Genomic DNA, 23,677 nt, shown 5'->3' with positions numbered 1-23,677 from the left:
TGGCAGGGGCAAAAAACGTTCCCATTAACGGGATAATCAGGGGTTGGCAGTCATGATTGTTCATCCCCCCGTGACCGGGCTGCGGCCCGCGGCCCTCCCAGAGAGGTCCCGCACCATGATGAACGTGATCCTGCATGTCGGCGCCCATCGCTGCGCCACCACGTCGTTCCAGGAATACCTGCGCCAGAACAGCCCCGCGCTGACCGCCGAGGGTATCGGCTTCTGGGGGCCGCGCCGGACCCGGCGTGGCCTGTTTCACGGCATCCAGCCGGGCCCGGCAAGGGTGACTGGCCGCAACCTTGCCGACCGCGCCCGCGGGCGGTTGCAGATCCAACTGGAATACAGCCGTGCGGCCGGGGTGCAGCATCTGATCGTCAGTGACGAGAACATGATCGGCAACATCCGCGACAACCTGCGGCACGGCGGGCTTTATGGCGGTGCCGGAGAACGCATGGCCCGCTTTGCCCGCGCCTTCGAGGGCGGCGTCAGCGATCTGGCGCTGAACATCCGCAGTCTCGACGGCTACTGGACCTCGGCGCTGGCCTATGCGGTGGCGCGCGGCCACCGGCTGCCGACGCCGGCGCAGCTGGATCGGCTGGTGCGCGCGCCGCGCAGCTGGCGCGACGTGATCACCGACATCGCCGCCGCCATGCCCGGCGTGCGCCTGCATGTGCTGCCGTTTGAAATCTTCGGCGCCCGCCCCGAGGCCCAGCTGAAGGCGCTCACCGGCCAGACCGCCCCGCGCGCCCATGCGCGCGTGCGGCTGAATGCCTCGCTGTGCCTGGCCGATCTGCGGGCCAGCCTGCCGCAGCGCGTCGCGGATCAGCTGCCCCAGGGCAGCGGCCGCTGGCATCCCTTCGACGAGGCCCAGGCCGCCGCCCTGCGCGAGGTCTACGCCGACGACATGATGTGGCTGGCAGGGGGGGCGGATGGCCTCGCCACGCTGGTCGAAGACCCCGAAAAACTGGCGGCGGGCCTGAACCCGCCCCGCACCCGACTGACGAGAGGAAGACCTGATGACAAACAAGGACGAATGGCGGGCTCTGGCTGAGAAAGAGCTGCGCGGACGGGCGGTCGAGGACCTCAACTGGCAGACGCTGGAAGGCATCGAGGTCAAGCCGCTCTATACCGAGGAAGACACCAAGGACCTGCCCCACATGGGTTCGCTGCCGGGCTTTGGTCCCTTCACCCGCGGGGTGAAGGCCACCATGTACGCCGGCCGCCCCTGGACCATCCGCCAGTATGCGGGTTTCTCCACCGCGGAAGAGAGCAACGCCTTCTACCGCCGCAACCTGGCCGCCGGCCAGCAGGGCGTCTCGGTCGCCTTCGACCTCGCCACCCACCGCGGCTATGACAGCGACCACCCGCGCGTGGTCGGTGATGTCGGCAAGGCCGGCGTGGCGATCGACAGCGTCGAGGACATGAAGGTGCTGTTCGACGGCATCCCGCTGGATCAGGTCTCGGTCTCGATGACGATGAACGGCGCGGTGATCCCGGTGCTGGCGAATTTCATCGTCGCGGGCGAGGAGCAGGGCCACGACAAGTCGCTGCTGGCGGGCACCATCCAGAACGACATCCTGAAGGAGTTCATGGTCCGCAACACCTATATCTATCCGCCCAAACCCTCGATGCGGATCATCTCGGACATCATCGAATACACCTCGAACGAGATGCCCAAGTTCAACTCGATCTCGATCTCCGGCTACCACATGCAGGAGGCCGGCGCGAACCTGGTGCAGGAGCTGGCCTACACGCTGGCGGACGGGCGCGAATACGTGCGCGCGGCAATCGACGCCGGCATGGACGTGGACAAGTTCGCCGGCCGCCTCAGCTTCTTCTTCGCGATCGGCATGAACTTCTTCATGGAGATCGCCAAGCTGCGCGCCGCGCGCACGCTCTGGCACCGGGTGATGACCGAGTTCGGCGCCAAGAACGAGCGCTCCAAGATGCTGCGCACCCACTGCCAGACCTCGGGCGTGTCCTTGCAGGAGCAGGACCCCTACAACAACGTCATCCGCACCGCCTATGAAGCGCTGAGCGCGGTGCTCGGCGGCACCCAGTCGCTGCACACCAACGCGCTGGACGAGGCCATCGCGCTGCCGACCGATTTCTCGGCCCGCATCGCTCGCAACACCCAGCTGGTGCTGCAGGAGGAAACCGGCATCACCAACGTGGTCGACCCGCTGGCGGGCTCCTACTACGTCGAAAGCCTCACCAACGAGCTGGTCGAGAAGGCCTGGGCGCTGATGGAAGAGGTCGAGGAAATGGGCGGCATGACCAAGGCAGTCGAAAGCGGCATGCCCAAGCTGCGCATCGAGGAAAGCGCTGCCCGCCGCCAGGCGATGATCGACCGCGGCGAAGAGGTTGTCGTCGGCGTCAACAAGTACCGCAAGGACAAGGAAGACCCGATCGACATCCTGGATGTCGACAATGTCGCGGTGCGCGAAAGCCAGATCGCGCGGCTGAAGCAGCTGCGTGAAACCCGCGACGAGGCTGCCTGCCAGGCGGCCCTGGAGGAACTCACCCGCCGCGCCAAGGAAGGCGGCAACCTGCTGGAGGCCGCGGTGGAAGCGGCCCGTGCCCGTGCGTCAGTCGGAGAAATCAGCATGGCGATGGAAAAGGAATTCGGCCGCCACCGCGCCGAGGTAAAGACCCTGGCCGGCGTCTACGGCGCCGCCTACGAGGGCGACGAGGGCTTTGCCGCGATCCAGAAGTCGATCGAGGATTTCGCGGCCGAGGAAGGCCGCCGTCCGCGGCTTCTGGTGGTCAAGATGGGCCAGGACGGCCACGACCGCGGCGCCAAGGTGATTGCCACCGCCTTTGCCGACATCGGCTTTGACGTTGATGTGGGGCCGCTGTTCCAGACCCCCGAGGAAGCCGCGCAGGACGCCATCGACAATGACGTGCACGTGGTCGGGATCTCGTCCCAGGCGGCGGGTCACAAGACGCTGGCCCCGCAGCTGGTCGACGCGCTCAAGGCCGCAGGCGCCGAGGACATCATCGTGATCTGCGGCGGGGTGATCCCGCAGCAGGATTACGAGTTCCTCTACAGCAAGGGCGTCAAGGCGATCTTCGGCCCCGGCACCAACATTCCCGAGGCAGCCCAGGACATCCTGAAGTTGATTCGCGAAGCGCGCGCCTGACGTGACCTGAACCCCTGCGGGCGGAGGGCTCCCGCGCCCGCAGGGGTCCGCCCCTCGGGCGGATCCCTTGGCGGCCTTGGGCCGGGCAGCCGCCCCTGTCGGGGCGCCTGCCGCCGCGCCGAGATCCCAGCAATACTTCTGCCAGCCCCCGCACGGGCGCAGGGCGCCCAGGTCGCGAAGCTGGTCAAGTTATTCCCAACAAACGATTCATTCCGGTGGTGTCCGAGGCTCGGCGACGGCCCCAAGGACATGTGCCGACGCGGTCCGGCCAGGCCACGGCATCAAACAGCGGCCTGTATCTCTTTAAAGTTGTTCGTTAATTTTAGTTTATGCAACTAAAGATTGCAAAAACCTGCGGCAAGCGGCAAGATGATCGTGGTTTAACTGTATTCTTCTTCTCGTTTGCGGGGTGTTGCAATGACCGTTCTCCTGAGAATTTGCCGGTTTGGCGCCTTTGGCGTTTTTCATGCGGACGGCCGCAGCATTCCACTGGGCGCCAAGCACCAGGCTCTGCTGGCCCTGCTGTCAACGGCAGAGGGTGGCATTCGCACCCGCGCCTTCCTGGAAAAGACGCTCTGGTGTCTCGCGCAGCCGGAGCAGGCCAAGGCCAGCCTGCGCACGGCGCTGTCAACCCTGCGCCGCCACCTGGGGCCGGAGGCGGCCAAGCTGTTGTTCGCCAATCGCGAGCGGGTGATCCTCGACCTCACCCGGATCGAGTTGGACAGCGGCGTCAGCGGCGGGCCGACCTTCATGGAAGGCTTTGAGCTGCCGCACGAGGAGGTGTTCCGCAGCTGGCTCAGCGAGACGCGGCAGGAACTGGCGCGCATCGCGCCGCAGGCCGCCGCGACCGGCGCACCGCACCGCGGCCGCGTGGTGCTGGACGGGCTGCTGCCGACGGTGACCGTCCTGCCGTTTGCCCAACGCCACCCGACCGAGGACAACGGCGTGCTTGGCGACCTGATCGCCGAGGAGCTGTCGCGCCACCTGTCGCGCAGCTGGGCGTTTTCGGTGACCTCGTATCTTGCGTCGCGGCAGCTGGATCCGCAGCGGGTGCGCCCGGCCGAGGTAGCTGGGCTGGCGCAGGCGGGCTACCTGGTGACCGGCAGCATAACCACCGACGGCAGCCGTTTCCGGGCCCAGATCGACCTGCATGATGCCCCGCGCGAGAAAGTCGTCTGGTCGCGCAGCTTTGAAGGCAGCCAGCGCAACCTGCTGGAGGGGCGCAGCACCGCGCTGCGCAACGCGACCCAGCAGATTGGCCAGACCGCGGCCGGAGAGGCGGTGCGGCTGGTCGGCTTCCAGCCGCTGCGCGACCTTGAAAATCACACGCTGCTGATGGCCGCCATCGCCCAGATGCAGGAAATGGAGGCGGAAAAATTCCAGCAGGCCCATGATCTCCTGATGCACCTGCTGGAACGGGAACCCGATCACGCCTTGCCGCTGACCTGGATGGGCTTCTGGCACGCAATGCGGGTGGAGAAGGGGCTGTCGCCGAACCGTGAGCAGGATTGCCGCCTGGCCACCCGCATGGCCGAGGCCGCCATCGCAGTCGCGCCGGGGTTCTCGCTGGCGCATACGCTGAAGGGGCTGATTTCCAGCCATCTGCTGTTCCGCTTTGACCTTGCGCAGGATGCCTATGACCTGGCCTTGCGGGACAACCCGAACGAGGCGCTGGCCCTGCTGCTGAAAGGCGCGACGCTGGCCTATCAGGACGTGCCGGACGAGGCGGTGGCGCTGACCGATGCGGCCCGCCGACTGTCGCCGCTGGGGCCGCAAAGCTATTATTTCGATGCGATCTCGGCGCTGGCCAACCTGACCGCGCGCGACTTCGGGCGCGCGATCGAGCTGGCGGACCGCTCGCTGCGGTCGAAACAGGCCTTCCCGGTGCCGCTGCGCTCCAAGGCGATTGCGCTGCAGATGTCGGGCCGTGACGCCGAGGCGCGCAGTACCGTGGACCGTTTGTTGCAGGCGGCACCGCGATTCAATCTTTCGCAGTTCCAGCGTGACAATCCCGCCGCGATGAGCCCGGCGGGCCAGGAATGGGTCAGCGCCCTCCGCGCGGCGGGGGTGCCGGACTGACCCCAAGGGGTTGCACAGGCAGGCAAACGCCGGGCTCGTTAAAAAGCGAAGCGTTTGTTTGCCCGCGCACCCGGACGATCTTACGGTTTGTTTACGCTCTTGCGGTCCATTCGGGGCATGGAACAGGCGGCCGGCTCGTGGTCGGCCTGTATTCGCCAGAGCGCGGTCCTGCGGGGCGGCATCTTCCCATAGGCCATCGGCGGCCCGGGGGATCTGGCGGCTGCCACGGAAGAGATCATGACCGCACGCAAAAAAAACGGATCCGCAAAACGATATTTTCGGCCTTTTTCCAGCATTGGCGCCAAGATCACGCTGATCCTCATGGCGATGGGGGCCGCGGCCGCAGCAGTTGGATTGCTGGTGTCGCTGGTGTTCGCGCAGGTGGGCAGCCAGATGCGGGTGCTGACCGATGAAAAAGTGCCGGAGCTGGAGCTGAGCCGCCAGCTGACCGACGCGGCGGCCCGCACCAAGGACGTGATGATCGCGGTGTTGCAGGCCAGCGACGCGACCGAACTCTCCGCCGCCGAGGAGGAGGCCGCCGCCGCAATCGCCCATCTGAACGCCAGCGCGGCAGGGTTGGGCGGCGACCACCAGGCGCAGTTCCAGGCCGAGGCGGCAACGGCCGCCGAGCGGCTCAACAGCCTGATCGCGGCCCGCAGCGGGGCCTTCCGCAATCAGGTGATGATCGACATTCGCACTTCCAGCCTGCAGATGATGGGAGAGACCGTGCAGATGCGGCTGGCAGATGTGGCCGGTGCGGCCCGCAGCGGCCTGGTCGAGGGCGGCGAAGCCACGATCACCCAGGTGGATGCGGCGCTGAAAACGCTGGTCGAGCAGCAGTTTGGCGACCTGCAAACGCTGCTGGAAGCGCGGGCGGACATCAGCATTCTCTCCGGCGCGGCGCTGGCGCTGGGGCATGTGCGCGACGTCGCCACCAAGCGCGAATTAAAGAAGATGGCCAAGACCGCCGGTTCCCGGCTGAAGCCGGTTCTGGCGCGGCTGGAGGACTTCGGCGTGGACGCCGGGTCGCGTCGCGAGATCAGCGCCGCGGTCGCCCTGTTCCAGTCGACGCTCTCGGCCAGCCGCAAGGAGTTGAAGGAAAGCCGCGGGCCGGTGCTGGCGGCGCGCAGTGCCAGCCTTGGCCCGCTCACGGCTGCGATCGAAACGATGACCCTCAGCCTTTCGGAAGCGGCCGCCGGGGCCAGCGCCGGCAACCGTGACACCATCCAGCGGCTGCTGGATAACCAGGTCGGCGTGTTGTTGCAGCTGCTGGAGCTGACCCGCTGGATCAACGCCTTCCAGGTCGCCGCGTTGGACATGGCGGCCGCCTCGGATCTGGATGCGGTGGAGATTGCGACGGGGTCGTTGCAGGCGGCGGCGCAGGCGCTGGAAGGGTTCTACGCGTTCGAACAGGGCGTGTTCCGCACCGAGCTGGAAGCGATGATCGCCATGGCCGATCCGGCCAACGGTCTGCCGCTGTTCAAGGCCGCGGCGCTGCGTGCCTCGGACGAGGCCGCCGAGGCGGCGCAGGCGACGGTTGCCGCCGTGCTGCGCTTTGCCGATAGCGCAGGCAAGCTGGGCGCCGACAGTCAGTTGGAAATTTCGTCTATTGCCAAGGGGTTGTCTGGCGAAGTTCACGCGGCGCAACGGCAGATGCAGATGCTGATGGGCGTGGCGGCAGCGGTCTTTGTGGCGGCGCTTGTGCTGACCCGGGTGCTGATCCTGCGTCCGCTGGCCAACATCAGCGCCACCACCGAGCGGCTGGCGGCGGGCGATCTGCGCCCGGTCACCGGCTACGAGCGGGCCAGCGACGAGATCCGCCGCATCGCCACCGCCTTGCGGGTGTTCCGTGACGGGCTGGTCGAAAAGGCCGAGGTGGAGGCCACGGCCGAGGCCGAGCGCAACGCCCGGCTGGCCGAACAGACCGCCGCCGTGGGCGCCATCGGCGCGGGTCTTGAGCGGTTGTCGCAAGGTGATCTGACCGTGCGGATCGAGGAGGAGATGGGCGAGGGCTATGCCAAGCTGCGCGATGATTTCAACGCCGCGGTGGACAAGCTGGAAGCCTCGATCCGCAGTCTCAGCGCCAATGGCCTGTCGATCGCGGGCAGCAGCACCGAGATCTCCGCGGCCTCACATGACCTTTCGGGCCGCTCGGAGCGCACGGCGCAGACGCTGGCGGGCACCGCCGCCGCGGTGAACCAGCTGTCGGTGTCGATCAGCGGCACCGCCAAGGCCTCGGGAGAGGCCTCTGCCTCGGTCGAGACGGCGCGGCGCAACGCTGACAACAGCATCGAGGTGGTGGAACAGGCCTATGGCGCGATGGAGGCGATCAAGGAAAGCTCGCAGAAGATTTCGCAGATCATCGGGCTGATGGACTCGATCGCACAGCAGACCAACCTTCTGGCGCTGAACGCCGGGGTCGAGGCCGCGCGCGCCGGGTCGGTTGGCAAGGGGTTTGCCGTCGTCGCTTCCGAGGTCCGCACCCTGGCGCATCGCTCAAAGGAAGCGGCGACCGAAATCGCCACCCTGGTGGCCGAGGCGAGCGAGAACGTCGACCTCGGGGCGGGCCTGGTCGATCAGACCCGTGCGGCGATCGACGAGATCTCCACCTCGGTGACCAGCGCCGCGGACCTGATGAAAACCATCTCCCAGGCGGCCAGCGAACAATCCGGCAGCCTGCAGGAAATCAATGCGGCGATGGCCAGCCTGGATGATGCCACCACCCGCAACGCGGGCCTGTTTGAAGAGGTCACCGCCTCCAGTCAGGGGCTGTCGCGCGAGGCGCAGGCAATGGCCGAGGCGATCGGCGCGTTCCGCACCCATGATGACCCGGCAGCGCCGCCGTCGCAGGCGGAGGTCTACGAGGAGGTTGACGAGCCCTGGGCGCGGTCGGCCTGACGCGGCGCAGGGGCGCAATCGCGGCTTGCGCCCGGCCGCGGCTTGGCTAGTCTCTGCCCTGTCGGCGGCAGAGGGAGCGCATGATGAGACTGGATCACCTGGCCGTGGCGGGCGCCACCCTGGCGGAGGCCACCGCCCATGTGGAAGAGGCTTTGGGGGTCCGGCTCGAGCCAGGCGGCAGCCACGCCCGCTTCGGCACGCACAACCGCCTGATCGGGCTTGAGGACGGCCTCTATCTGGAAGCGATCGCCATTGATCCCGCACAGCAGCCGCAGCAACGGCCCCGCTGGTTCGACCTCGACAATTTCAGCGGCCCGGCGCGGCTGGCGCATTGGATCCTGCGGGCCGAGGATCTGGCGCAGGAGCAGGCGCTGCTGCCGAAGCATGCGCAGTCTCCGGTGCAGATGCAGCGCGGCGACCTGCGCTGGCTGATGACGGTGCCCGTGGATGGGATTCAGCCCTTTGACAACGTCTTTCCGTCGGTTCTGCAATGGCAGTCGCCGCCGGCGGCTGCCAGCCTGCCGCAATCGGGGTGTCGGCTGCGGCGGCTGACGGTCAGCCACCCGGAGGCCAGCGCCCTGCGTGCCGCACTTGCGCGGGTGTTGGAAGATCCGCGCGTGGTGGTTGAGCCGGGCCATCCCGCCCTGCAGGCCGAGTTCGACACGCCGCACGGGCCGAGGCTGCTGGCATGAAGATCCGCCCTGCCACCGCCGCGGACGCCGAGCCCTGCTGTGCCATAGCCAACTGGGTGATCCGCGACACGCTGGCCACGTTCAACACCGAGGAGAAAACGCCCGAGCAGGTCCGGGCGCAGATCGCGGCGCGGCCCGGTGGTTACTTTGTCGCCGAGCAGGCGGGCCGGGTGCTGGGCCATGCCTATTACTTCCCGTTTCGCGCCGGTCCCGGCTATCGGTTTACCGCCGAACACACCATCCATCTGTTGCCCGAGGCCCAGGGCCAGGGGGCCGGGCGCTTGCTGATGCAGGCGCTGGAGGCGGCGGCGCGCCAGGCGGACATCCACGTTCTGGTGGCCAGCGTCAGCAGCGCGAACCCGGCCGCCATCGCCTTTCACGCCGCGCTGGGCTATGTGGAAACGGCGCGCATGCCGCAGTTGGGCTGCAAGTGGGGGCAGTGGCTTGATACTGTTTTCATGCAGAAAATCCTGACGCCGGGCATTCCTGCCCCTGACAGCGCCGCCAATCCCCGCTAGGCTGGAGCCATGTCGCTTTGGTCTCGCATATCTGACGCGCTGGCAGCGCTTGCCAATGGTGAAAGCCTGACGCAGGTGTTCGACCGGCTGCGTGCCCCGCCCGAACGCACCGTGGGTTTTGCCATCGCGGTGATCGCGCTCGGGGCCAAGATGGCCAAGGCCGATGGCCAGGTCACCCGCGACGAGGTCACAGCCTTCCGTGAGGTGTTCCAGATCGCCCGCGAGGATGAGGCCGGGGCGGCCCGCGTGTTCAACATCGCGCGCACCGATGTGGCCGGCTATCGGGAATATGCGGCCCGCATCCAGCGGATGTTCGCGGATGACCCCTCGACCCTCAACGACCTGATGGAGGGGCTGTTCCACATTGCCATGGCCGATGGGTTCTACCACCCCGGCGAGAACGAGTTTCTCGAGGAGGTGAGCCGCATCTTCGGGCAGACGCCGCAGCAGTTCCAGGCGCTGCGGGCGCGCTTCGTGCCGGACGCCCCGAAGGATCCCTATACCGTTCTTGGCGTCAGTCCCGACATGGACAAGGACGAGATCCGCAAGCATTGGCGGCGGCTGGTGCGCGACACGCACCCCGACGCGATGATGGCGCGCGGCGTCCCCGAAGAGGCGGTGCGGCTGGCGGAAAAGCGGATGATCGACATCAACCGCGCCTGGGACCAGATCAACGGGTGCTGCGGCAATGCGGCTGGCAACCTATAACATCGAATGGTTCGCTTACCTGTTTGACAGCCAGGACCGCCTGCTGCTGGACGCGGCGCCCTCGGGACACCACGGCACGGATCGCTATACCCAGGGGCGGGCGATCGCCCATGTGCTGCGCCGCATCGACGCCGATGCGGTGATGATCGTCGAGGCACCCAACACCGGCAAGACCCAGCGCAGCGCCCGGGCGCTGGAACATTTCGCGGCCGAGGCGGGCCTGCGCACCTGCGAGGCGGTCAGCGGTTTTGCCAATGACACGCGGCAGGAGATTTCCGTGCTGTATGATCCCGCGGTGCTCTCGGCGGTGCATGATCCGCAGGCCGCACCGGATGCGCCGCGCTTTGACGGGGTTCTGCCGATGGATCTGGACGTGGATGCGCAGGCGGATGCGGTGCGTTTTTCCAAGCCGCCGCTGGAGCTGGCGGTGACCACCCGGGGCGGCACCGCGTTGCGGATGATCGGCGCGCATCTGAAGTCCAAGGCGCCGCATGGAGCGCGCACCCCGGCCGCCGCCACCGCCCGGTCGATCGCCAATCGGCGCAAACAGCTGGCCCAGGCCATCTGGCTGCACCGCCGGGTGGCCGCCCATGTCGCTGCCGGCGATCACGTGGTGGTGATGGGCGATCTCAACGATGGTCCGGGCCTGGACGAATACGAAAAGCTGTTCGGCCGATCCTCGGTCGAGATCGTGATGGGGGATTTGCTGAATGACCCGCACGGGCTGGCGCTGAGCGGCGCGCAGCGCGACCCGCTGCCCAGCACGTCACGGTTCTATAACCCTGAAACGAAACGCTATTTCTGTGCCTTGCTGGACTACGTGATGATCTCGCACAGCCTGATGCAATACCAGCCACACTGGCGGATCTGGCACCCTTTCGAGGATGCCGAGTGCCGCGGTGACGCGACGCTGCACAGGGCGCTGCTGGATGCCTCGGATCATTTTCCGGTCACGCTGGACCTGCAGCTGGACTGACCAGCCTGCCGGTGTGAATGGCACTGTTTCTCTGCGCTTCCCCCTGTTTTCGCCCCGGCGCGTGACCTATATTGACCGCATGAAACAGATCATCCTGCCCGTGGCCCTGATCGGCCTTCTGTCCACGCCCCTGCTTGCGCAGGAGGACGCCGAGCGCACGCCGCCCGACGGCACCGGGTCCAGCCTGATGGAACGCGGGGCCGAGCTGTTCTTGCGCGGGCTGCAACAGGAGATGGCACCGGCGCTGCAGGATCTGCAGGGCTTCATGCAGGACATCGGGCCTTCGATGGGCGCGTTCCTGTCGCAGATGGGTCCGGCGCTGGCGGATATCGCCCGCGAGGTCGAGGATTGGAGCGTTTACGAGATGCCCGAGATCCTGCCCAATGGCGATATCATCATCCGCCGCAAGCCGGACACGGAGCCCCCCGAAGACGCCCCTCTGGACACCGTGCCGGACGGCGAGGCAATCGACATCTGACACCCGCCCCGACGGCGCTGCACTGCTGATACGGGCCTGAAAGCACTGGCCAAAGCGTACTGGCCAAGGCGCAGGGGCCCGATCACACGGGCCAAACCGCACGGGCCTGCCGACACGGGGCAAATTTCTCCGAGGTGATGTCTCCGGCTCGAACGATACGCGCGGGCCTCTCAGGTCCAGCCGCCGCGCGATTACCCGCGCGGTGTGGCCGGTGCCGTGGTCGTATCCGCCGGGACCTCGGCGGTTTGGACGGCCTCTTCCTTGGGGCTTTGCGGCTTGGTGAAGCTCAGCACCACTTCGGCGTCCAGCGCCTTGGCCAGGGCTTTCAGGCGGTTCTCGGCCACCTCGCCATACAGTGGCCGGGCGGCATCGGGCAGGGCGGCATGCAGCACGCGTTTGCGCGGCTGCCAGCGCAGCTTGCCGATGTCGCCCTTGTCAGACACCATCAGCATCGCGCCGAACCGCATCGCGCGGCCCAGCACCTCGGCCTCGTGCTGGCCCTTCTCGTCGAGCAGCCCGTACAGATGGTCAAAGGCGCTGCCCTGGCGCTTGTTGCTGTAGCGGTGCAGCAGCGCCAGCCCCAGGAACACGCGTTCGGAATGTTTCAGCCCGCCCAGATTGGCGCGCGTGGCGTTGTCGAAACAGACCTCGGCGCGGTAGTCGGGATGCGCCCGCCAGCTGACGTCATGCAGCAGGCAGGCGGCCTTGACGAGTCGGCGCTTGCTGTGCGGGGCGCCGTTGAAGAGGGGGCTGACGAAGTCATAAAGCGTCTTGCCAAAGCCGGGGATGCGGGCGTCCTTCATCTCGGCAAAGCGCGACGCCTCGATCAGCGGATCACGCTCGCGCAGGCGCTGTGGCATCTGCTCATACAGCAGCCCCTCGCGGATGCCGTAGCTGGACACCGCGATGTCCTTGGGCTTGAAGGTCTTGACCAGGCGCGTCAGCACGTCGATCGCATAGGGAACCAGCGCCATCCGGGTCGAGGAAATGCCGCAGGCGTTGCGCAATTTGCCGAGGTCGCTGTTTTCGATGAAGCGGGCGGTCTCGCGCATGTCGCGGGGAGACATGCGGTATTCATGCAGCACTTTCAGCGGGTAACCGCGGCGGTGCATGTCGATGCGCGCAATCGCCCGCCAGCTGCCGCCCACCAGGAACAGGCGGTCGCGCTGCGCGCCCATCTCTTCCTTCAGCTGGTCGATCACCTCGGCGATATAGGCCTTGCGGCCCCGGCGGCCGCCCTTGATGTCGCGCAGTTTCAGCGGCCCAAGCGGCGAGGTCACCCGGCGTCCGACGGTGTTGTGGTGGATCTCCGCCAGCTCCATCGAGGAGCCGCCGATGTCGCAGACCAGCCCATAGGCCCCGGGCCAGCCCAGGAGCACGCCCTGCGCCGACAGCCGGGCTTCCTCGCGCCCGTCGATGACGTGGATCTTGAGGCCGGTCTCGCGCAGCACCTCCTCGCAGAACTCCGGCCCGTCGGAGGCGTCGCGCACCGCCGCGGTGGCCACCGCCGACAAGGGCGGCAGGCCCATGCCCCGCGCGAGATGCTGGAAACGGCGCAGCGCCGAGAGCGCGCGTTTGCGCCCCTCGGGGTTCAGCCGACCCGATTCCGACAGGCCGGCGCCGAGCGCGCACATGATCTTCTCGTTGTAGAAATAGGCCGGGCTGCGGGCGGCGCCGTCAAACACCACGAGGCGCACCGAGTTGGACCCGACGTCGACCACGCCGACCCGGGACAGCGCCCGCGCGCCGGGATCGTCAAAGAGCGGTCGGCCGAAAGGGCCCCAGTCGGTGTTGGCGGCGGCGGGGGCATCAGTCATGGGCATCGGGCCTTCGTCTTGCAGTCCGCGGTCAGGATGGGCCAAGGCAAGGGCGGGGTCAACCGCCTGCCTAGGCGGCGTTTTCCGTGCTTTCCTGCCGGATTTCCGACAGCGCCCGCACGGCCAGCGGCCGGGTCAGGCTGCGTTTTTCCGCCAGTGACAGGTGATCGAGGCGCCCGACGATCTGCGCCGCGGCGGCAAAGGAGCGGTGCATATGCGCCACCAGGTAGGGGATCACGTCGGGCTTGGGGGTGATCTGGCGGTCGGTAAAGAGCTTGGCCAGCACCACCGCCAGCAGCTGGTCGTCCGGCGGTTGCAGCTCGGCATGGGTTGCCGCCTGTACCCGGCTTTGCAGGTCCGGCAGGCTGAGCCCCCAGAGATTCGGGGCCATCTGCCCGGTCATCACCAGCGCGTGCCCCTGCGCCAGCACCAAGTTGTGCAGGTGGAACAGCAGGTTCTGGCGCTCGCGGTCGGCACGGATGTCGGGCACGTCCTCGACCACCACGGGGCCTTGCGACAGCTCCGTGAGCTGTGCCTCGGTCAGCGCCGTTGCGGGCAGGATGCGGGCCCCGGTCTGGCTGGCCCAGACATGCGCCAGGTGGGTCTTGCCGGCGCCGGCGGGGCCGGTCAGCACCAGCTTGCCGCTGGGCCAGGTGAACTGCGGATCCAGCAGCGCCACGGCCATCGCGTTGGAGGGGGCCACAAAGAAATCATCGCGCCCCAGGGCCGGTTTGGACGGTAGATCGAAACTCAGCTGTTGCGCCATCGGATCACTCGGCCCCCGCGTCGCGGTGCCCCTGTCCCTGGTAGAGGCGACTGTTGAGATACTGCTCGGTCAGGAAACGCGCGATAACCCCCAGGGCGGCGGCCACCGGCACGGCGACCAGCATGCCGACGAATCCGAACAGCGCGCCGAAGACCGACAGCGCCAGAAGCAGCCACACCGGGTGCAGCCCGACGGAATCCCCGACCAGCTTGGGGGTGAGGAAGTTGCCCTCGACGATCTGGCCGATCACGAAGATCCCGGCCACCAGCCCGATCGAGACCCAGTCGCCCCAGAACTGGAACAGCGCCAGGCCGATGGCCAGGGCGCCGCCGATCAGCGCGCCCAGGTAGGGGATGAAGGTCACCAGCCCGGCGATGAAGCCCACCGCAAGGCCGAAGTTCAGCCCCACCAGCATCAGGGCCACCGCGTAGTAGCTGCCCAGGATCAGGCAGACCGTGCCCATTCCGTGGATGAAGGAGTGCATCACCTTGTCAATTTCCGACGCGATGTGGCGGATCACCGGCTGGTGGTCGCGCGGCAGCAGCTCGTCGATGCGGGCGATCATCCGGTCCCAGTCCAGCAGCAGGTAGACCGCCACGACCGGAACGATCACCAGGAGAACCACGATGTTGAGCAGCGAAACCGCCGATCCCAGCGCGGTCTGCAGCAGCTCCATCGCGCGCGATTGCAGGGTTTCGCCCAGGGTGCTGACGGCCTTGTGGATGCGGGTGTCCTGTTCGAACAGGGACGGTACGTGCTCCACCGCGAAGGCGCGGGCGTCACGCACCAGTTGCGGCAATACGTTGATCAGGTCGATCAGCTGGTAGATCAGTGTCGGCACCACCACCAGCAGCAGCAGCAGGAACACCAGCAGGGCGGCGATGGTAATGGTGGCGGTGGCCCCGGTCCGGCTCATGCCCCAGGCCTCGAGGCGATCGGCAATCGGGTCGATCATATAGGCAATCGCCGCGCCCAGGATGAAGGGCAGCAACACGTTCCCGAGCGCCCACATCACCACGGCAAAGACAACTGCGGCAAGGCCCCAGAATTTGAACTGTTTCTTCGCTGGTAGCGCCATGGTCCGTCTGCCCGTTCGCGTCCGCATTGTTCAGGATCTTGGTCGCCAGTCTTCCCTGATGCGCCCAGCCCATGCAAGGGGCTGGGGGCAATCGCCTGTGGGCAAGGCGGGGATAAGCCGCAAAAGGCCGGGGGCAAGTCAAGGAAATCTTGCCCCGCAAGGCGAGTGGTGCTGCCGCCTTGCGGGTGGTCATTGCCGGGTCAGAAGATGAAATCGTCCGCCGTCAGGTCACTCGCCGAGACGTTGTCGACGGTGATGCTGCTGCCGCGGTAGCTGACCAGGGCCGCGCCATCGCCGGTGTCTTCGATGGTGAGCTGGGAAAACCGCTTGGCATGCAGGATCTCGATCATGTCGACGCCGTCCTCGAAGTCGCGGATGGTGTTGTCGCCAAAGCTCTTGCTCTTGAACTGGAACACATCGGCGCCGCTGCCGCCCTCGAGGGTGTCATTGCCGTTGTTGACGCAGATCACGTCGTCGCCGTCACGCCCCGACAGCCAGTTGTCGATGCCGGAATCCTTCAGCACGTCATCGTAGTTGGAACCGCGCACGCCCTCGATGCTCTTGAAGGTGTCCCGGTTGCCGAACCCGTCGATGGCGGTGCCCTTGCCGAGGTTCACCATGACGCCCTCGAACCCGCCCTGGCGGTCGTCGCGGTCGTAGCGGATGGTGTCAAATCCGCCCCGGCCATGGAAGAAATCATTGCCCTGCAGGCCGGTGAAACGGTTATCGGCGCCGTTGCCCTTCATCACGTCGTCCATGAAGGAGCCGCGAACGTTCTCGATGTTGCTGACCTGGTCGGTCAGACCATCGGTGCCGACAATAGTGCCCGCCTTCAGATCTGCTTGGATGCCTTGCTTGGCTAAAAAAATATTGTAGAAGCTGTCGCTGTAGTTGAGCGTGTCGCGCCCGGCACCGCCGTTGTAGGTATCGGTGCCGCCCTGATCGCTGATAAAATCACCGCCGTCATTGCCTTTGACCGTGTCGTCGCCGGATCCGGTCCTAATGTCGTCGCCGTCCCAGTCCGGCCCCATGCTGTCATCGGAACCGACAAAGCGGTGGCCGCCGGACCAGATAAGATCATCCAGCAGGTACGCCCTGTCCGTAGCTGTCATGGCGGACACCACCGGCAGGCTGACGTTCAGCCCGGATGCCTCCAGCACCTTGTCGCCGCTGCTGTTGAACCAGATGATCTTGGTAATCGTCCCCTCGCTGAAGCGCCGGTCGCTGAGGCTGGAGCCCGGGTTGAGAGCCACCGCATCCTTGATCACGACCTTGATTCGGGCCGGCTGCCGGGCGTCGTCCTGAGGACCATCGCTGCCGTTGTATTCGGCGATGATGGCGTTCGATGTGATCCTTGTGATGTCGTAGTCGCCGAAGTCCTGGTAGCCGAAGTTGCCTTGGTTGCCGTTGAACCATCTGAAAGTCGCCATGATTTTCCCCTATTTCGCTAGAACTGGTTAAACAACTGAAAGGCCGATAGGCGATAATGCGCGGCCCTGCATCGTGACCTTAGCATCCATAGCGTGTCTTTTTAACAATTTTTAGCGGAGTTGGTCCGGCAGCTTTCCCGCACGCGCCTGATTGCCTGTGGCGCAGCGATGGCTTAGACCGCATGGGAACCTGAATTCGTGAACCCGTTTGCTAGAATGAGACCGCCATGCGCCTGTCCCGCTACTTCCTGCCTGTTCTGAAGGAAAACCCCTCGGAAGCCCAGATCGTCAGCCACCGGCTGATGTTGCGCGCCGGGATGATCAAGCAATCCTCCGCCGGGATCTACTCCTGGCTGCCCCTGGGCTTCAAGGTGCTGAAAAAGATCGAAAGCATCGTCCATGACGAGCAGATCCGCGCGGGCCACATCCCGATGCTGATGTCGACCATGCAGCCGGCCGACCTGTGGCGCGAGTCGGGCCGTTATGACGACTACGGCCAGGAGATGCTGCGCATCCGCGACCGCCACGAGCGCGACATGCTGTTCGGCCCGACCAACGAGGAGATGATCACCGACATCTTCCGCGCCCATGTCAGCAGCTACAAGGATCTGCCGCTGACCATGTACCAGGTGCAGTGGAAATTCCGCGACGAGATCCGCCCGCGTTTTGGCGTGATGCGGGGCCGCGAGTTCTACATGAAGGACGGCTACAACTTCGACCTGACCAAGGAAGACGCGCTGCACGCCTACAACCGCCACCTGGTCAGCTACCTGCGCACCTACGAGCGGATGGGCCTGCAGGCGATCCCGATGCGCGCCGATGGTGGCCCGATTGGCGGTGATTACACCCATGAATTCCTGGTGCTGGCCGACACCGGCGAGTCGGAAGTCTTCTATGACAGCGCGGTGACCGACCTCACCTTTGGTGATCGCGACATCGACTATGACAACGTCGAACAGTGCCAGAGCGTGCTGGAGGAGTTCACCTCGAAATACGCCCGCACCGACGAGACCCACGACGAAGCCCTGTTCAACCAGATCCCCGAGGAGCGTCGCCGGGTGGCGCGCGGCATCGAGGTGGGGCAGATCTTCTACTTCGGCACCAAGTATTCCGAAAGCATGGGCGCCACCGTGCAGGGGCCAGATGGCAAGAACGTGCCGGTTCACATGGGCTCGCACGGGATTGGCGTCAGCCGTCTGCTGGGCGCGATCATCGAGGCCAGCCACGACGACAAGGGCATCATCTGGCCCGAGGGCGTGACCCCGTTCCACTGCGGCATCGTCAACCTCAAGCAGGGCGACGACGAGGCCGATGCGGCCTGCAACCAGATCTATGCGGCGCTGACCGCGGCGGGTCTGGATCCGCTTTATGATGACCGCAAGGAACGCGCGGGCGGCAAGTTCGCCACCATGGACCTGATCGGTCTGCCCTGGCGCATCACCGTTGGCCCGCGCGGGCTGAAGAACGGCGTGGTCGAGCTGACCTCGCGCCGCACCGGCGAGAGCGAGGAGCTGAGCCCGGAAGAAGCCGTGCGCAAGGTTGCGGCGGTCTACGAAAAGCACCGCACCGGCCGCGGCTTCTGAGCTGCGTCGGCACTCGTGATACCTTTCAAAGAAGGGCGCGGTTTCGCGCCCTTTTTCGCTGCCTCCATCCGGGGGCGCGGGCAAGTCGCCGGGCAGGCCGTCGCCGTGAAAAAGGCGCGGGCACATGCAGGCGGCCGGTTCCTGCCGGTGAGCGCGGATTGTTCGTGCGCCGTGCAACCAAACCTTGACCCGGGGCGTTAGGCAGCACAGTTTGCAGGCAAAATTTCCGGGCAGGACCACACATGGCCACCACACCTCCGCCGTTTTCACGTTTTGAATGGATCATCGCCTGGCGCTACCTGCGCGCCCGCAAGGCCGAAGGCGGCGTCAGCGTGATGACCTGGATCAGCCTCATCGGCATCACGCTGGCGGTGTTCGCGCTGATTGCGACGCTGGCGGTGCGCTCGGGTTTCCGGTCGGAGTTCGTGGGCACCATCCTGGGCGCCAACGCCCATGTCACCGTCTATTCCTACGGCGAGGTGAACGCCGCCGGGGCGCTGGACCGGTCGCTGAAGGATTACGAGGCGCTGGCCGACCGGGTGGCCGCGGTCCCCGGCGTGGTGCGGGCGGCGCCGCTGGTCAAGGGCCAGGTGATGGCCAATCTGCGCCAGCGCAACGCCGGGGTCGAGGTCTTTGGCATCTCGGCCGAGGACATTCGCGGCATTCCCGGCGTCGCCCAGAGCGACGAGGCCCAGGGCGACCTGTCGCGTTTCGAGGATGGCATCGCCATCGGCTCGGGCATCGCGCGGGAGCTGGGGGTGAGCGTCGGCGACAAGATCAAGCTGATCTCGCCGAACGGGATCAAGACCGCCTTTGGCACCAGCCCGCGGGTGAACGCCTATGAGGTGGTCTATATCTTCACCGCCGGGCGCTGGGACATCGACCGCACCCGCGTCTACCTGCCGTTTGCCGAGGCGCAGGCCTTCTTCAACCGCGAGGGTGTGGCCGATGAGATCGAGGTGATGGTGGAGGACCCCGAGAACCTCGACGGGGTGACCAATGCCATCCTTCAGGCGGCGGGTGGCAATGCCGGGGTGTGGACCTGGCGTGATGCCTCGGGCGGGTTCCTGCGGGCGCTGGAGGTCGAGGACAACGTGATGTTCGTGATCCTGTCGATCCTGGTGCTGATCGCGGCTATGAACATCGTCTCCGGGCTGATCATGCTGGTCAAGAACAAGGGCCGCGACATTGGCATCCTGCGCACCATCGGTCTCAGCGAAGGGTCGGTGATGCGGGTGTTCTTCATCTGCGGCGCGTTCACCGGTGTCATCGGCACCGTCTGTGGCGTGGTGCTGGGGTGCCTCTTTGCCATCTATATCGACCCGATCTTTTCCTTCGTGAACTACGTGATGGGCGGCGGTGTCTGGGATCCTTCGATCCGCGGCATCTATGCGCTGCCGGCCGAGCTGCGGCTGACCGACGTCATGTCCGCGGTTGGCCTGTCGCTGGGCCTGTCGTTTTTCGTGACCATTTTCCCGGCCCGCCGCGCGGCGCGGCTGAACCCGGTGGAGGCGCTGCGCTATGAGTGAGATCACGTTGGAGCTGAAGGGCATCAGCAAGTCCTATCTGCGTGGCGAACCGGGCGAGGTCCAGGTGCTGCGCGGTGCCGATCTGGCGCTGCACGCCGGGGAGGTGGTGGCGCTGGTGGCACCCTCGGGCGCGGGCAAGTCCACGCTTTTGCACATCGCCGGGCTGCTGGACACGCCGGACGAGGGCGAGGTGCGCGTTGCGGGCGAGGACGTCAGCGGCAAGGGCGACCGCCGCCGCACCCGGGTGCGGCGGCAGGAGGTGGGGTTCGTCTACCAGTTCCACCACCTGCTGCCGGAGTTCACCGCCCTTGAAAACATCGTGCTGCCGCAGCTTGCCAACGGCACCTCGCAAAAGGCGGCGGCGGCGCGGGCGGCGGAGCTGCTTGACACCGTGGGTCTTGCGGCGCGCGCAGACCACCGCCCGGCAGCGCTGTCGGGCGGCGAGCAGCAGCGGGTCGCCTTCTGTCGTGCCCTGGCCAACAGCCCGCGCATCCTGCTGGCCGATGAGCCGACGGGCAATCTCGATCCGGCGACCTCGGACCAGGTTTTTGCCGCGCTGATGACACTGGTGCGGGGCACCGGCCTGTCGGCCCTGATCGCGACCCACAACCTGGAACTGGCCGCCCGCATGGACCGGCAGGTGAAGCTGGAGAACGGGGTGCTGGTGCCGCTTTGACGGCAGACTGGCATTCCGCTGCGCACCGCCGGGAAGGCTGGTGGTCAAATTGCGACTTCCAAGATAGATTTGGCAGGACAAGTCTGCCGGACAATGAAGAAAAGGTGTACCCGTGGTGAAATCCATTATCGAAGAAGACGTGACCGTGGAGGGGAACCTCAGCTCCAGCAAGGGCAGTGTCGAGGTCCGGGGGCGCGTCGTTGGTGACGTGTCGGCGCAGTCTGTGACGGTCCATGCCGGCGGTCGGGTCGATGGCGCGCTCAGCGCCCAGCAGGTTGCGGTCGAGGGTCGTTACAGCGGTCGGATCGCCTGCGATGATCTGCGGCTGTCTGCCAGCGCGCAAGTGACGGCGGATGTCGAGGCCAAGGCCATGGCCACCGAAAGTGGCGCCCAGCTGCAGGGCAATATCCGCATCACCGGCAAGGGCTGAGCCGGATATGGGCACCGGCGCGGGCGTGTCGTAGACCTGCGTCGGACCTGCCAGTTGAGGCTGGCAATCACCCTGCGAACGGTCTAGGGCCAAGGCATGAGTGATCTTCTGCCTCCGTGCCCCGCCTGTGCCTCTGCCTACAGCTACCAGCAGGACGCCCTGCTGATCTGCCCGGAGTGCGGGCATGAGTGGGCGGCCTCCGAGGCGGGCGCTGGCGAAACCGCGGCCGAGGTGCGCGACAGTGTCGGCAACCTGCTGCAGGACGGGGACACGGTGACGCTGATCAAGGATCTGAAGCTCAAGGGCGCGTCCTCCACCCTGAAGGTTGGCACCAAGGTGCGCGGCATTCGCCTGGTAGAGGGCGATCACGACATCGATTGCAGGATCGCCGGTGTCGGCGCGATCGGGCTGAAATCACAATTCGTGAAGAAGGTGACCGGCTAGGCCGCCTGCCGGTGCGGCCGGGCCCGCGCCTGCGTGCGCCGGTTCGGTGACGCGGGCGTCAGTCGCAGATCCCGCGCAGTTCGACATCCTTCCAGGGCAGGTAGACGTCGCTTTCGCGGCTTTGCGGCAGCGGACGGACCGGCATGTGGCGCGCCAGCATCGCGTGCAGGCGGTGGGTGCGCGGCGCCTGTGGCGCGAGGGCGCGGCAGCAGACGTATTCTTCGACGATGGCGCCCTGCTGTTCATAGCCGTAGCTGAGGAAATCCGGCGTTTCCCCTGTCATTTCGAACAGATAGGGATCGCGTCGGCTGCCGTGCTCGGCGGCGGCGCGCAGCGGGTGATAGCCGGTGCGGCGGCGGTTCTGCCATTGCCAGACATGGGTGGCCTCATGCGCAAGCAGCATGGTTTCGACCAGGTGCAGGCGCTCGGGGTATTCCGGCAGGTAGTCGTCGGCGTACCAGATGCGGGCAAAGAAGACCCGGTTGAACAGCGCCACCGCCGCAGGCGAGGAGGTCACGATCTCGTCCTTGACCGGCGGCAGGATGCGTTCGCGGCAACTGAGCCGGGGGCGCGGGCTGCGGCGGAAGGTGACCGCCGCCACCGGCGCGCCGCGCACCAGGCGGACCCGGTCGAGGTCCAGGGTGCTGCCGTGCAACCCCGAGAGATAGCTGCGCTCGGCCTCTGTCAGCGGTCGGCCACAGGCGGCAGGCAGTAGCGCGAGGATCAGAAGCAGGAGGCGGATCACGGGCGTTGGGCTCCGGAAGCGGTGGCGGCAGCTTCGAGACTAGCCGTGGCGGCGCAGCTCGACAATGGATTTGCCAAGGCGGAACGGGGCCGCAAAGCTGACCAGGCAGAGCGCGATCACTTGCAGCGCGAGGATATGGGCATTGGCCTGGAGGTAGTCCCATTCGTCCTTGAGCTTGGCCACATGGGCGATCAGATCATCATAGGCGCGCGCCAGGATCAGGAAATCGCCGACGATGGCGGGCACCTTGCGGCGCAGGGTGTCGACCGCCGCCTGCGCGGGCGCGTCAAGGGCGGTAAAGACCAGAAACGCCTGCGGATCGAAGGCGCTGGCCGTGGCTGTCATGTCCTGCATCTGCTGCGCGGCAGCGCGGCCGCCGAACAGCAGGCTGAGCCCGCGCAGAGGCGCGACCTCATCCGTGACCGCGATGAACAGCGGCAGCTCGGCATTGCCCGCGGTGGAGGCGGAGAGGAATTCGACCTTGTCGCACAGGACCGCGATGTCGGCATCATAGGCGGGGTCGCAAAAGCGCAGGCGGAAGCGGGCGGCGTCGCGGTCAAAGGCGGCGGTGGCGGCATAGGCGATGTCGATCTGGCGCTCCAGCCGCGAGCTGTCGGCGGCGTAGATGCCGGAGATCACCGCCGCCAGCGCGCCGAAGCCGCCGAGCACCACCCAGACGAGATCCGCCAGCCGCCAGGCGCGGTGGCCTGCGGGCTTGCGAAACAGGAAGGCGGTCCCGATGAGGCCCGCGAGAAAGAACAGCAGAAGCAGGGGCAGTTGGTTGTCCGCGATGAAGGCCATGGCTTGTGTCCCCGCAATGATCGGCTGACCTGAGCTTAGGAAGGGAACGCGGGGGCAGGCAACAGCCCTCACGAAGCTGTCACCGGATGCGCGGGGGTGGCCGGGCAGGGGGAAGACCTTGTCCGGGGTTGTGCCTGGGCCGCGTTCGGGGCGGTGGCCGTTATGATTGCAGGGCCGTGTCGTGCTGGCCCGTGGAAAGGTGGCGGCGCCGCCAGGGGCCCCGGAGGGGCCTGAGGCGGAGGGCCGGGCGGGGGCGTGTCAGACCCCGTTGTCCGCTCGAAAGCTTCCGTTTTGCGGAGAACCCCTGCACCCGATTAAGAGGTGGTCTTTGGGGTCCCCGTATCTCCTGTGGGTGCGGGGTGTCAGTCCGCACCTTGTGTCGCGACGGGTTGGAGTATGGCATGCCGGGGTTAAGGGCGCGCGAGCGGGGCGTGCGCTGGTTTGGGATTTGGCGCAACGGCCGGGGGCCGCGCCTGCCTGCGGGTCATACCAGAGGTTGGCCTTCGACAAAATGAACTGGCGCAGTCGCGTCCCGCACAGGCAGGCGCAGACCGGGAGGTGGGAAGCCTCCGGCGGGAGTATTTTTGAAAAGGTGAAGGTGTTGGCGGTTTGCCCCCTGGGGGGTGGCGCGCAGCGGCACGGCCCGCGCCTTGGGCACCGCCCGTTCAGGCCTGAAACGCTCCCCCGGAGCGTTTCCGAGACGGTCCTCACTCCCCCCAAGAGTTCACACTGGTCCGCGAAGCGGCGTAAGCGCTGTCTGCGCCCCACGCGGGATCAGCTTGACGTGGTGAAGTTCCAGGGCAGCAGCTCGTCGATCTTGCTGGCCGGGTGACCGGAGGCGATCGCTTCGAGGGTCGCCTTGAGGTAGGCGAAGGGCTCCACGCCG

General features: G+C 66.5%; 21 protein-coding genes. 14 read left to right on the top strand and 7 right to left on the bottom strand.

The window, feature by feature from the left end:
• Nucleotides 1–118 precede the first annotated feature (118 nt).
• The 9 genes from AB9K35_RS14150 (at nucleotide 119) to AB9K35_RS14110 (ending at nucleotide 11,492) form a co-directional block, all read left to right on the top strand.
• A complete protein-coding gene (locus AB9K35_RS14150) occupies nucleotides 119–1,051 on the top strand; it encodes a hypothetical protein (protein WP_369927310.1) in 933 nt (310 codons plus the stop codon).
• Nucleotides 1,017–3,143, top strand: a complete 2,127-nt coding sequence (gene scpA / locus AB9K35_RS14145) for a methylmalonyl-CoA mutase (RefSeq protein ID WP_369927029.1) — start codon at nucleotides 1,017–1,019, stop codon at nucleotides 3,141–3,143. The genes AB9K35_RS14150 and scpA overlap by 35 nt, the downstream gene beginning before the upstream one ends.
• Before the next feature lie 417 nt (nucleotides 3,144–3,560).
• Complete coding sequence (locus AB9K35_RS14140) at nucleotides 3,561–5,222, top strand: transcriptional regulator (RefSeq protein ID WP_369927027.1); 1,662 nt, start codon at nucleotides 3,561–3,563, stop codon at nucleotides 5,220–5,222.
• Nucleotides 5,223–5,459: 237 nt separating this feature from the next.
• Nucleotides 5,460–8,120 carry a methyl-accepting chemotaxis protein gene (locus AB9K35_RS14135; RefSeq protein ID WP_369927025.1) on the top strand — a complete coding sequence of 887 codons (2,661 nt, stop codon included), beginning with the start codon at nucleotides 5,460–5,462 and terminating at the stop codon, nucleotides 8,118–8,120.
• A gap of 83 nt (nucleotides 8,121–8,203) precedes the next feature.
• Nucleotides 8,204–8,812 (top strand): VOC family protein, encoded by a 609-nt coding sequence (locus AB9K35_RS14130; protein ID WP_369927023.1) that lies wholly within the window; start codon nucleotides 8,204–8,206, stop codon nucleotides 8,810–8,812.
• Complete coding sequence (locus AB9K35_RS14125; RefSeq protein ID WP_369927021.1) at nucleotides 8,809–9,330, top strand: N-acetyltransferase family protein; 522 nt, start codon at nucleotides 8,809–8,811, stop codon at nucleotides 9,328–9,330. Before AB9K35_RS14130 ends, AB9K35_RS14125 begins: the two co-directional genes overlap by 4 nt.
• A gap of 9 nt (nucleotides 9,331–9,339) precedes the next feature.
• Nucleotides 9,340–10,038, top strand: a complete 699-nt coding sequence (locus AB9K35_RS14120; protein WP_222453942.1) for a molecular chaperone DjiA — start codon at nucleotides 9,340–9,342, stop codon at nucleotides 10,036–10,038.
• The gene (locus AB9K35_RS14115; protein WP_369927019.1) at nucleotides 10,019–11,014 is read left to right on the top strand and encodes an endonuclease/exonuclease/phosphatase family protein; all 996 of its coding nucleotides are present in this window, start codon (nucleotides 10,019–10,021) and stop codon (nucleotides 11,012–11,014) included. The genes AB9K35_RS14120 and AB9K35_RS14115 overlap by 20 nt, the downstream gene beginning before the upstream one ends.
• Nucleotides 11,015–11,093: 79 nt before the next feature.
• Nucleotides 11,094–11,492 carry a hypothetical protein gene (locus AB9K35_RS14110; RefSeq protein WP_369927308.1) on the top strand — a complete coding sequence of 133 codons (399 nt, stop codon included), beginning with the start codon at nucleotides 11,094–11,096 and terminating at the stop codon, nucleotides 11,490–11,492.
• Between the two features lie 191 nt (nucleotides 11,493–11,683).
• Here the strand turns inward: AB9K35_RS14110 and AB9K35_RS14105 are convergent, their stop codons facing one another.
• From AB9K35_RS14105 to AB9K35_RS14090, 4 genes are all read right to left on the bottom strand, one after another.
• Nucleotides 11,684–13,315: a Ppx/GppA family phosphatase gene (locus tag AB9K35_RS14105; RefSeq protein ID WP_369927017.1), complete on the bottom strand. Its 1,632-nt coding sequence runs from the start codon at nucleotides 13,313–13,315 to the stop codon at nucleotides 11,684–11,686.
• A 64-nt stretch (nucleotides 13,316–13,379) separates the two neighbouring features.
• Entirely contained in the window at nucleotides 13,380–14,075 is a 696-nt protein-coding gene (locus AB9K35_RS14100) for a DnaA ATPase domain-containing protein (RefSeq protein WP_222453938.1), read from the bottom strand.
• A gap of 4 nt (nucleotides 14,076–14,079) precedes the next feature.
• On the bottom strand, nucleotides 14,080–15,153 hold the full coding sequence (locus AB9K35_RS14095) for an AI-2E family transporter (RefSeq protein WP_369927014.1): 1,074 nt from the start codon (nucleotides 15,151–15,153) through the stop codon (nucleotides 14,080–14,082).
• Between the two features lie 200 nt (nucleotides 15,154–15,353).
• Nucleotides 15,354–16,583, bottom strand: coding sequence for a hypothetical protein (locus AB9K35_RS14090; protein ID WP_369927012.1), 1,230 nt, complete (start codon nucleotides 16,581–16,583; stop codon nucleotides 15,354–15,356).
• A gap of 227 nt (nucleotides 16,584–16,810) precedes the next feature.
• On the opposite strand from AB9K35_RS14090, the gene proS reads away from it, so the two are divergent.
• From proS to AB9K35_RS14065, 5 genes are all read left to right on the top strand, one after another.
• The gene (proS, locus tag AB9K35_RS14085) at nucleotides 16,811–18,166 is read left to right on the top strand and encodes a proline--tRNA ligase (protein ID WP_369927010.1); all 1,356 of its coding nucleotides are present in this window, start codon (nucleotides 16,811–16,813) and stop codon (nucleotides 18,164–18,166) included.
• 242 nt (nucleotides 18,167–18,408) lie between these two features.
• On the top strand, nucleotides 18,409–19,695 hold the full coding sequence (locus tag AB9K35_RS14080) for a lipoprotein-releasing ABC transporter permease subunit (protein ID WP_369927008.1): 1,287 nt from the start codon (nucleotides 18,409–18,411) through the stop codon (nucleotides 19,693–19,695).
• Nucleotides 19,688–20,371, top strand: a complete 684-nt coding sequence (locus AB9K35_RS14075; RefSeq protein WP_369927006.1) for an ABC transporter ATP-binding protein — start codon at nucleotides 19,688–19,690, stop codon at nucleotides 20,369–20,371. Before AB9K35_RS14080 ends, AB9K35_RS14075 begins: the two co-directional genes overlap by 8 nt.
• Before the next feature lie 115 nt (nucleotides 20,372–20,486).
• Nucleotides 20,487–20,801, top strand: coding sequence for a polymer-forming cytoskeletal protein (locus AB9K35_RS14070; RefSeq protein WP_369927004.1), 315 nt, complete (start codon nucleotides 20,487–20,489; stop codon nucleotides 20,799–20,801).
• Nucleotides 20,802–20,897: 96 nt separating this feature from the next.
• On the top strand, nucleotides 20,898–21,245 hold the full coding sequence (locus AB9K35_RS14065) for a zinc ribbon domain-containing protein YjdM (protein WP_369927002.1): 348 nt from the start codon (nucleotides 20,898–20,900) through the stop codon (nucleotides 21,243–21,245).
• A 58-nt stretch (nucleotides 21,246–21,303) separates the two neighbouring features.
• Here AB9K35_RS14065 and AB9K35_RS14060 read toward each other — a convergent pair whose 3' ends face one another.
• From AB9K35_RS14060 to AB9K35_RS14050, 3 genes are all read right to left on the bottom strand, one after another.
• Nucleotides 21,304–21,990 carry a hypothetical protein gene (locus AB9K35_RS14060; protein ID WP_369927000.1) on the bottom strand — a complete coding sequence of 229 codons (687 nt, stop codon included), beginning with the start codon at nucleotides 21,988–21,990 and terminating at the stop codon, nucleotides 21,304–21,306.
• Between the two features lie 39 nt (nucleotides 21,991–22,029).
• A complete protein-coding gene (locus tag AB9K35_RS14055; RefSeq protein WP_369926998.1) occupies nucleotides 22,030–22,791 on the bottom strand; it encodes a hypothetical protein in 762 nt (253 codons plus the stop codon).
• Between the two features lie 774 nt (nucleotides 22,792–23,565).
• The gene (locus AB9K35_RS14050) at nucleotides 23,566–23,673 is read right to left on the bottom strand and encodes a transposase domain-containing protein (RefSeq protein WP_369923920.1); all 108 of its coding nucleotides are present in this window, start codon (nucleotides 23,671–23,673) and stop codon (nucleotides 23,566–23,568) included.
• Nucleotides 23,674–23,677: the final 4 nt, after the last annotated feature.

The organism is Leisingera sp. XS_AS12, from assembly GCF_041224635.1.
Taxonomy (GTDB): domain Bacteria; phylum Pseudomonadota; class Alphaproteobacteria; order Rhodobacterales; family Rhodobacteraceae; genus Leisingera.
This window is presented reverse-complemented; position numbering and strand designations above follow the sequence as displayed.

What these genes read in the sequence shown, in the direction of transcription:
- AB9K35_RS14120 (WP_222453942.1), top strand. Translation starts at nt 9,340, where the DNA reads ATGTCGCTTTGGTCTCGCATATCTGACGCGCTGGCAGCGCTTGCCAAT.
- AB9K35_RS14100 (WP_222453938.1), bottom strand. Translation starts at nt 14,075, where the DNA reads ATGGCGCAACAGCTGAGTTTCGATCTACCGTCCAAACCGGCCCTGGGG.
- AB9K35_RS14115 (WP_369927019.1), top strand. Translation starts at nt 10,019, where the DNA reads ATGCGGCTGGCAACCTATAACATCGAATGGTTCGCTTACCTGTTTGAC.
- AB9K35_RS14105 (WP_369927017.1), bottom strand. Translation starts at nt 13,315, where the DNA reads ATGCCCATGACTGATGCCCCCGCCGCCGCCAACACCGACTGGGGCCCT.
- AB9K35_RS14090 (WP_369927012.1), bottom strand. Translation starts at nt 16,583, where the DNA reads ATGGCGACTTTCAGATGGTTCAACGGCAACCAAGGCAACTTCGGCTAC.
- AB9K35_RS14150 (WP_369927310.1), top strand. Translation starts at nt 119, where the DNA reads ATGAACGTGATCCTGCATGTCGGCGCCCATCGCTGCGCCACCACGTCG.
- AB9K35_RS14080 (WP_369927008.1), top strand. Translation starts at nt 18,409, where the DNA reads ATGGCCACCACACCTCCGCCGTTTTCACGTTTTGAATGGATCATCGCC.
- AB9K35_RS14075 (WP_369927006.1), top strand. Translation starts at nt 19,688, where the DNA reads ATGAGTGAGATCACGTTGGAGCTGAAGGGCATCAGCAAGTCCTATCTG.
- AB9K35_RS14055 (WP_369926998.1), bottom strand. Translation starts at nt 22,791, where the DNA reads ATGGCCTTCATCGCGGACAACCAACTGCCCCTGCTTCTGCTGTTCTTT.
- AB9K35_RS14065 (WP_369927002.1), top strand. Translation starts at nt 20,898, where the DNA reads ATGAGTGATCTTCTGCCTCCGTGCCCCGCCTGTGCCTCTGCCTACAGC.
- AB9K35_RS14130 (WP_369927023.1), top strand. Translation starts at nt 8,204, where the DNA reads ATGAGACTGGATCACCTGGCCGTGGCGGGCGCCACCCTGGCGGAGGCC.
- proS (WP_369927010.1), top strand. Translation starts at nt 16,811, where the DNA reads ATGCGCCTGTCCCGCTACTTCCTGCCTGTTCTGAAGGAAAACCCCTCG.
- AB9K35_RS14095 (WP_369927014.1), bottom strand. Translation starts at nt 15,153, where the DNA reads ATGGCGCTACCAGCGAAGAAACAGTTCAAATTCTGGGGCCTTGCCGCA.
- scpA (WP_369927029.1), top strand. Translation starts at nt 1,017, where the DNA reads ATGACAAACAAGGACGAATGGCGGGCTCTGGCTGAGAAAGAGCTGCGC.
- AB9K35_RS14135 (WP_369927025.1), top strand. Translation starts at nt 5,460, where the DNA reads ATGACCGCACGCAAAAAAAACGGATCCGCAAAACGATATTTTCGGCCT.
- AB9K35_RS14140 (WP_369927027.1), top strand. Translation starts at nt 3,561, where the DNA reads ATGACCGTTCTCCTGAGAATTTGCCGGTTTGGCGCCTTTGGCGTTTTT.
- AB9K35_RS14125 (WP_369927021.1), top strand. Translation starts at nt 8,809, where the DNA reads ATGAAGATCCGCCCTGCCACCGCCGCGGACGCCGAGCCCTGCTGTGCC.
- AB9K35_RS14110 (WP_369927308.1), top strand. Translation starts at nt 11,094, where the DNA reads ATGAAACAGATCATCCTGCCCGTGGCCCTGATCGGCCTTCTGTCCACG.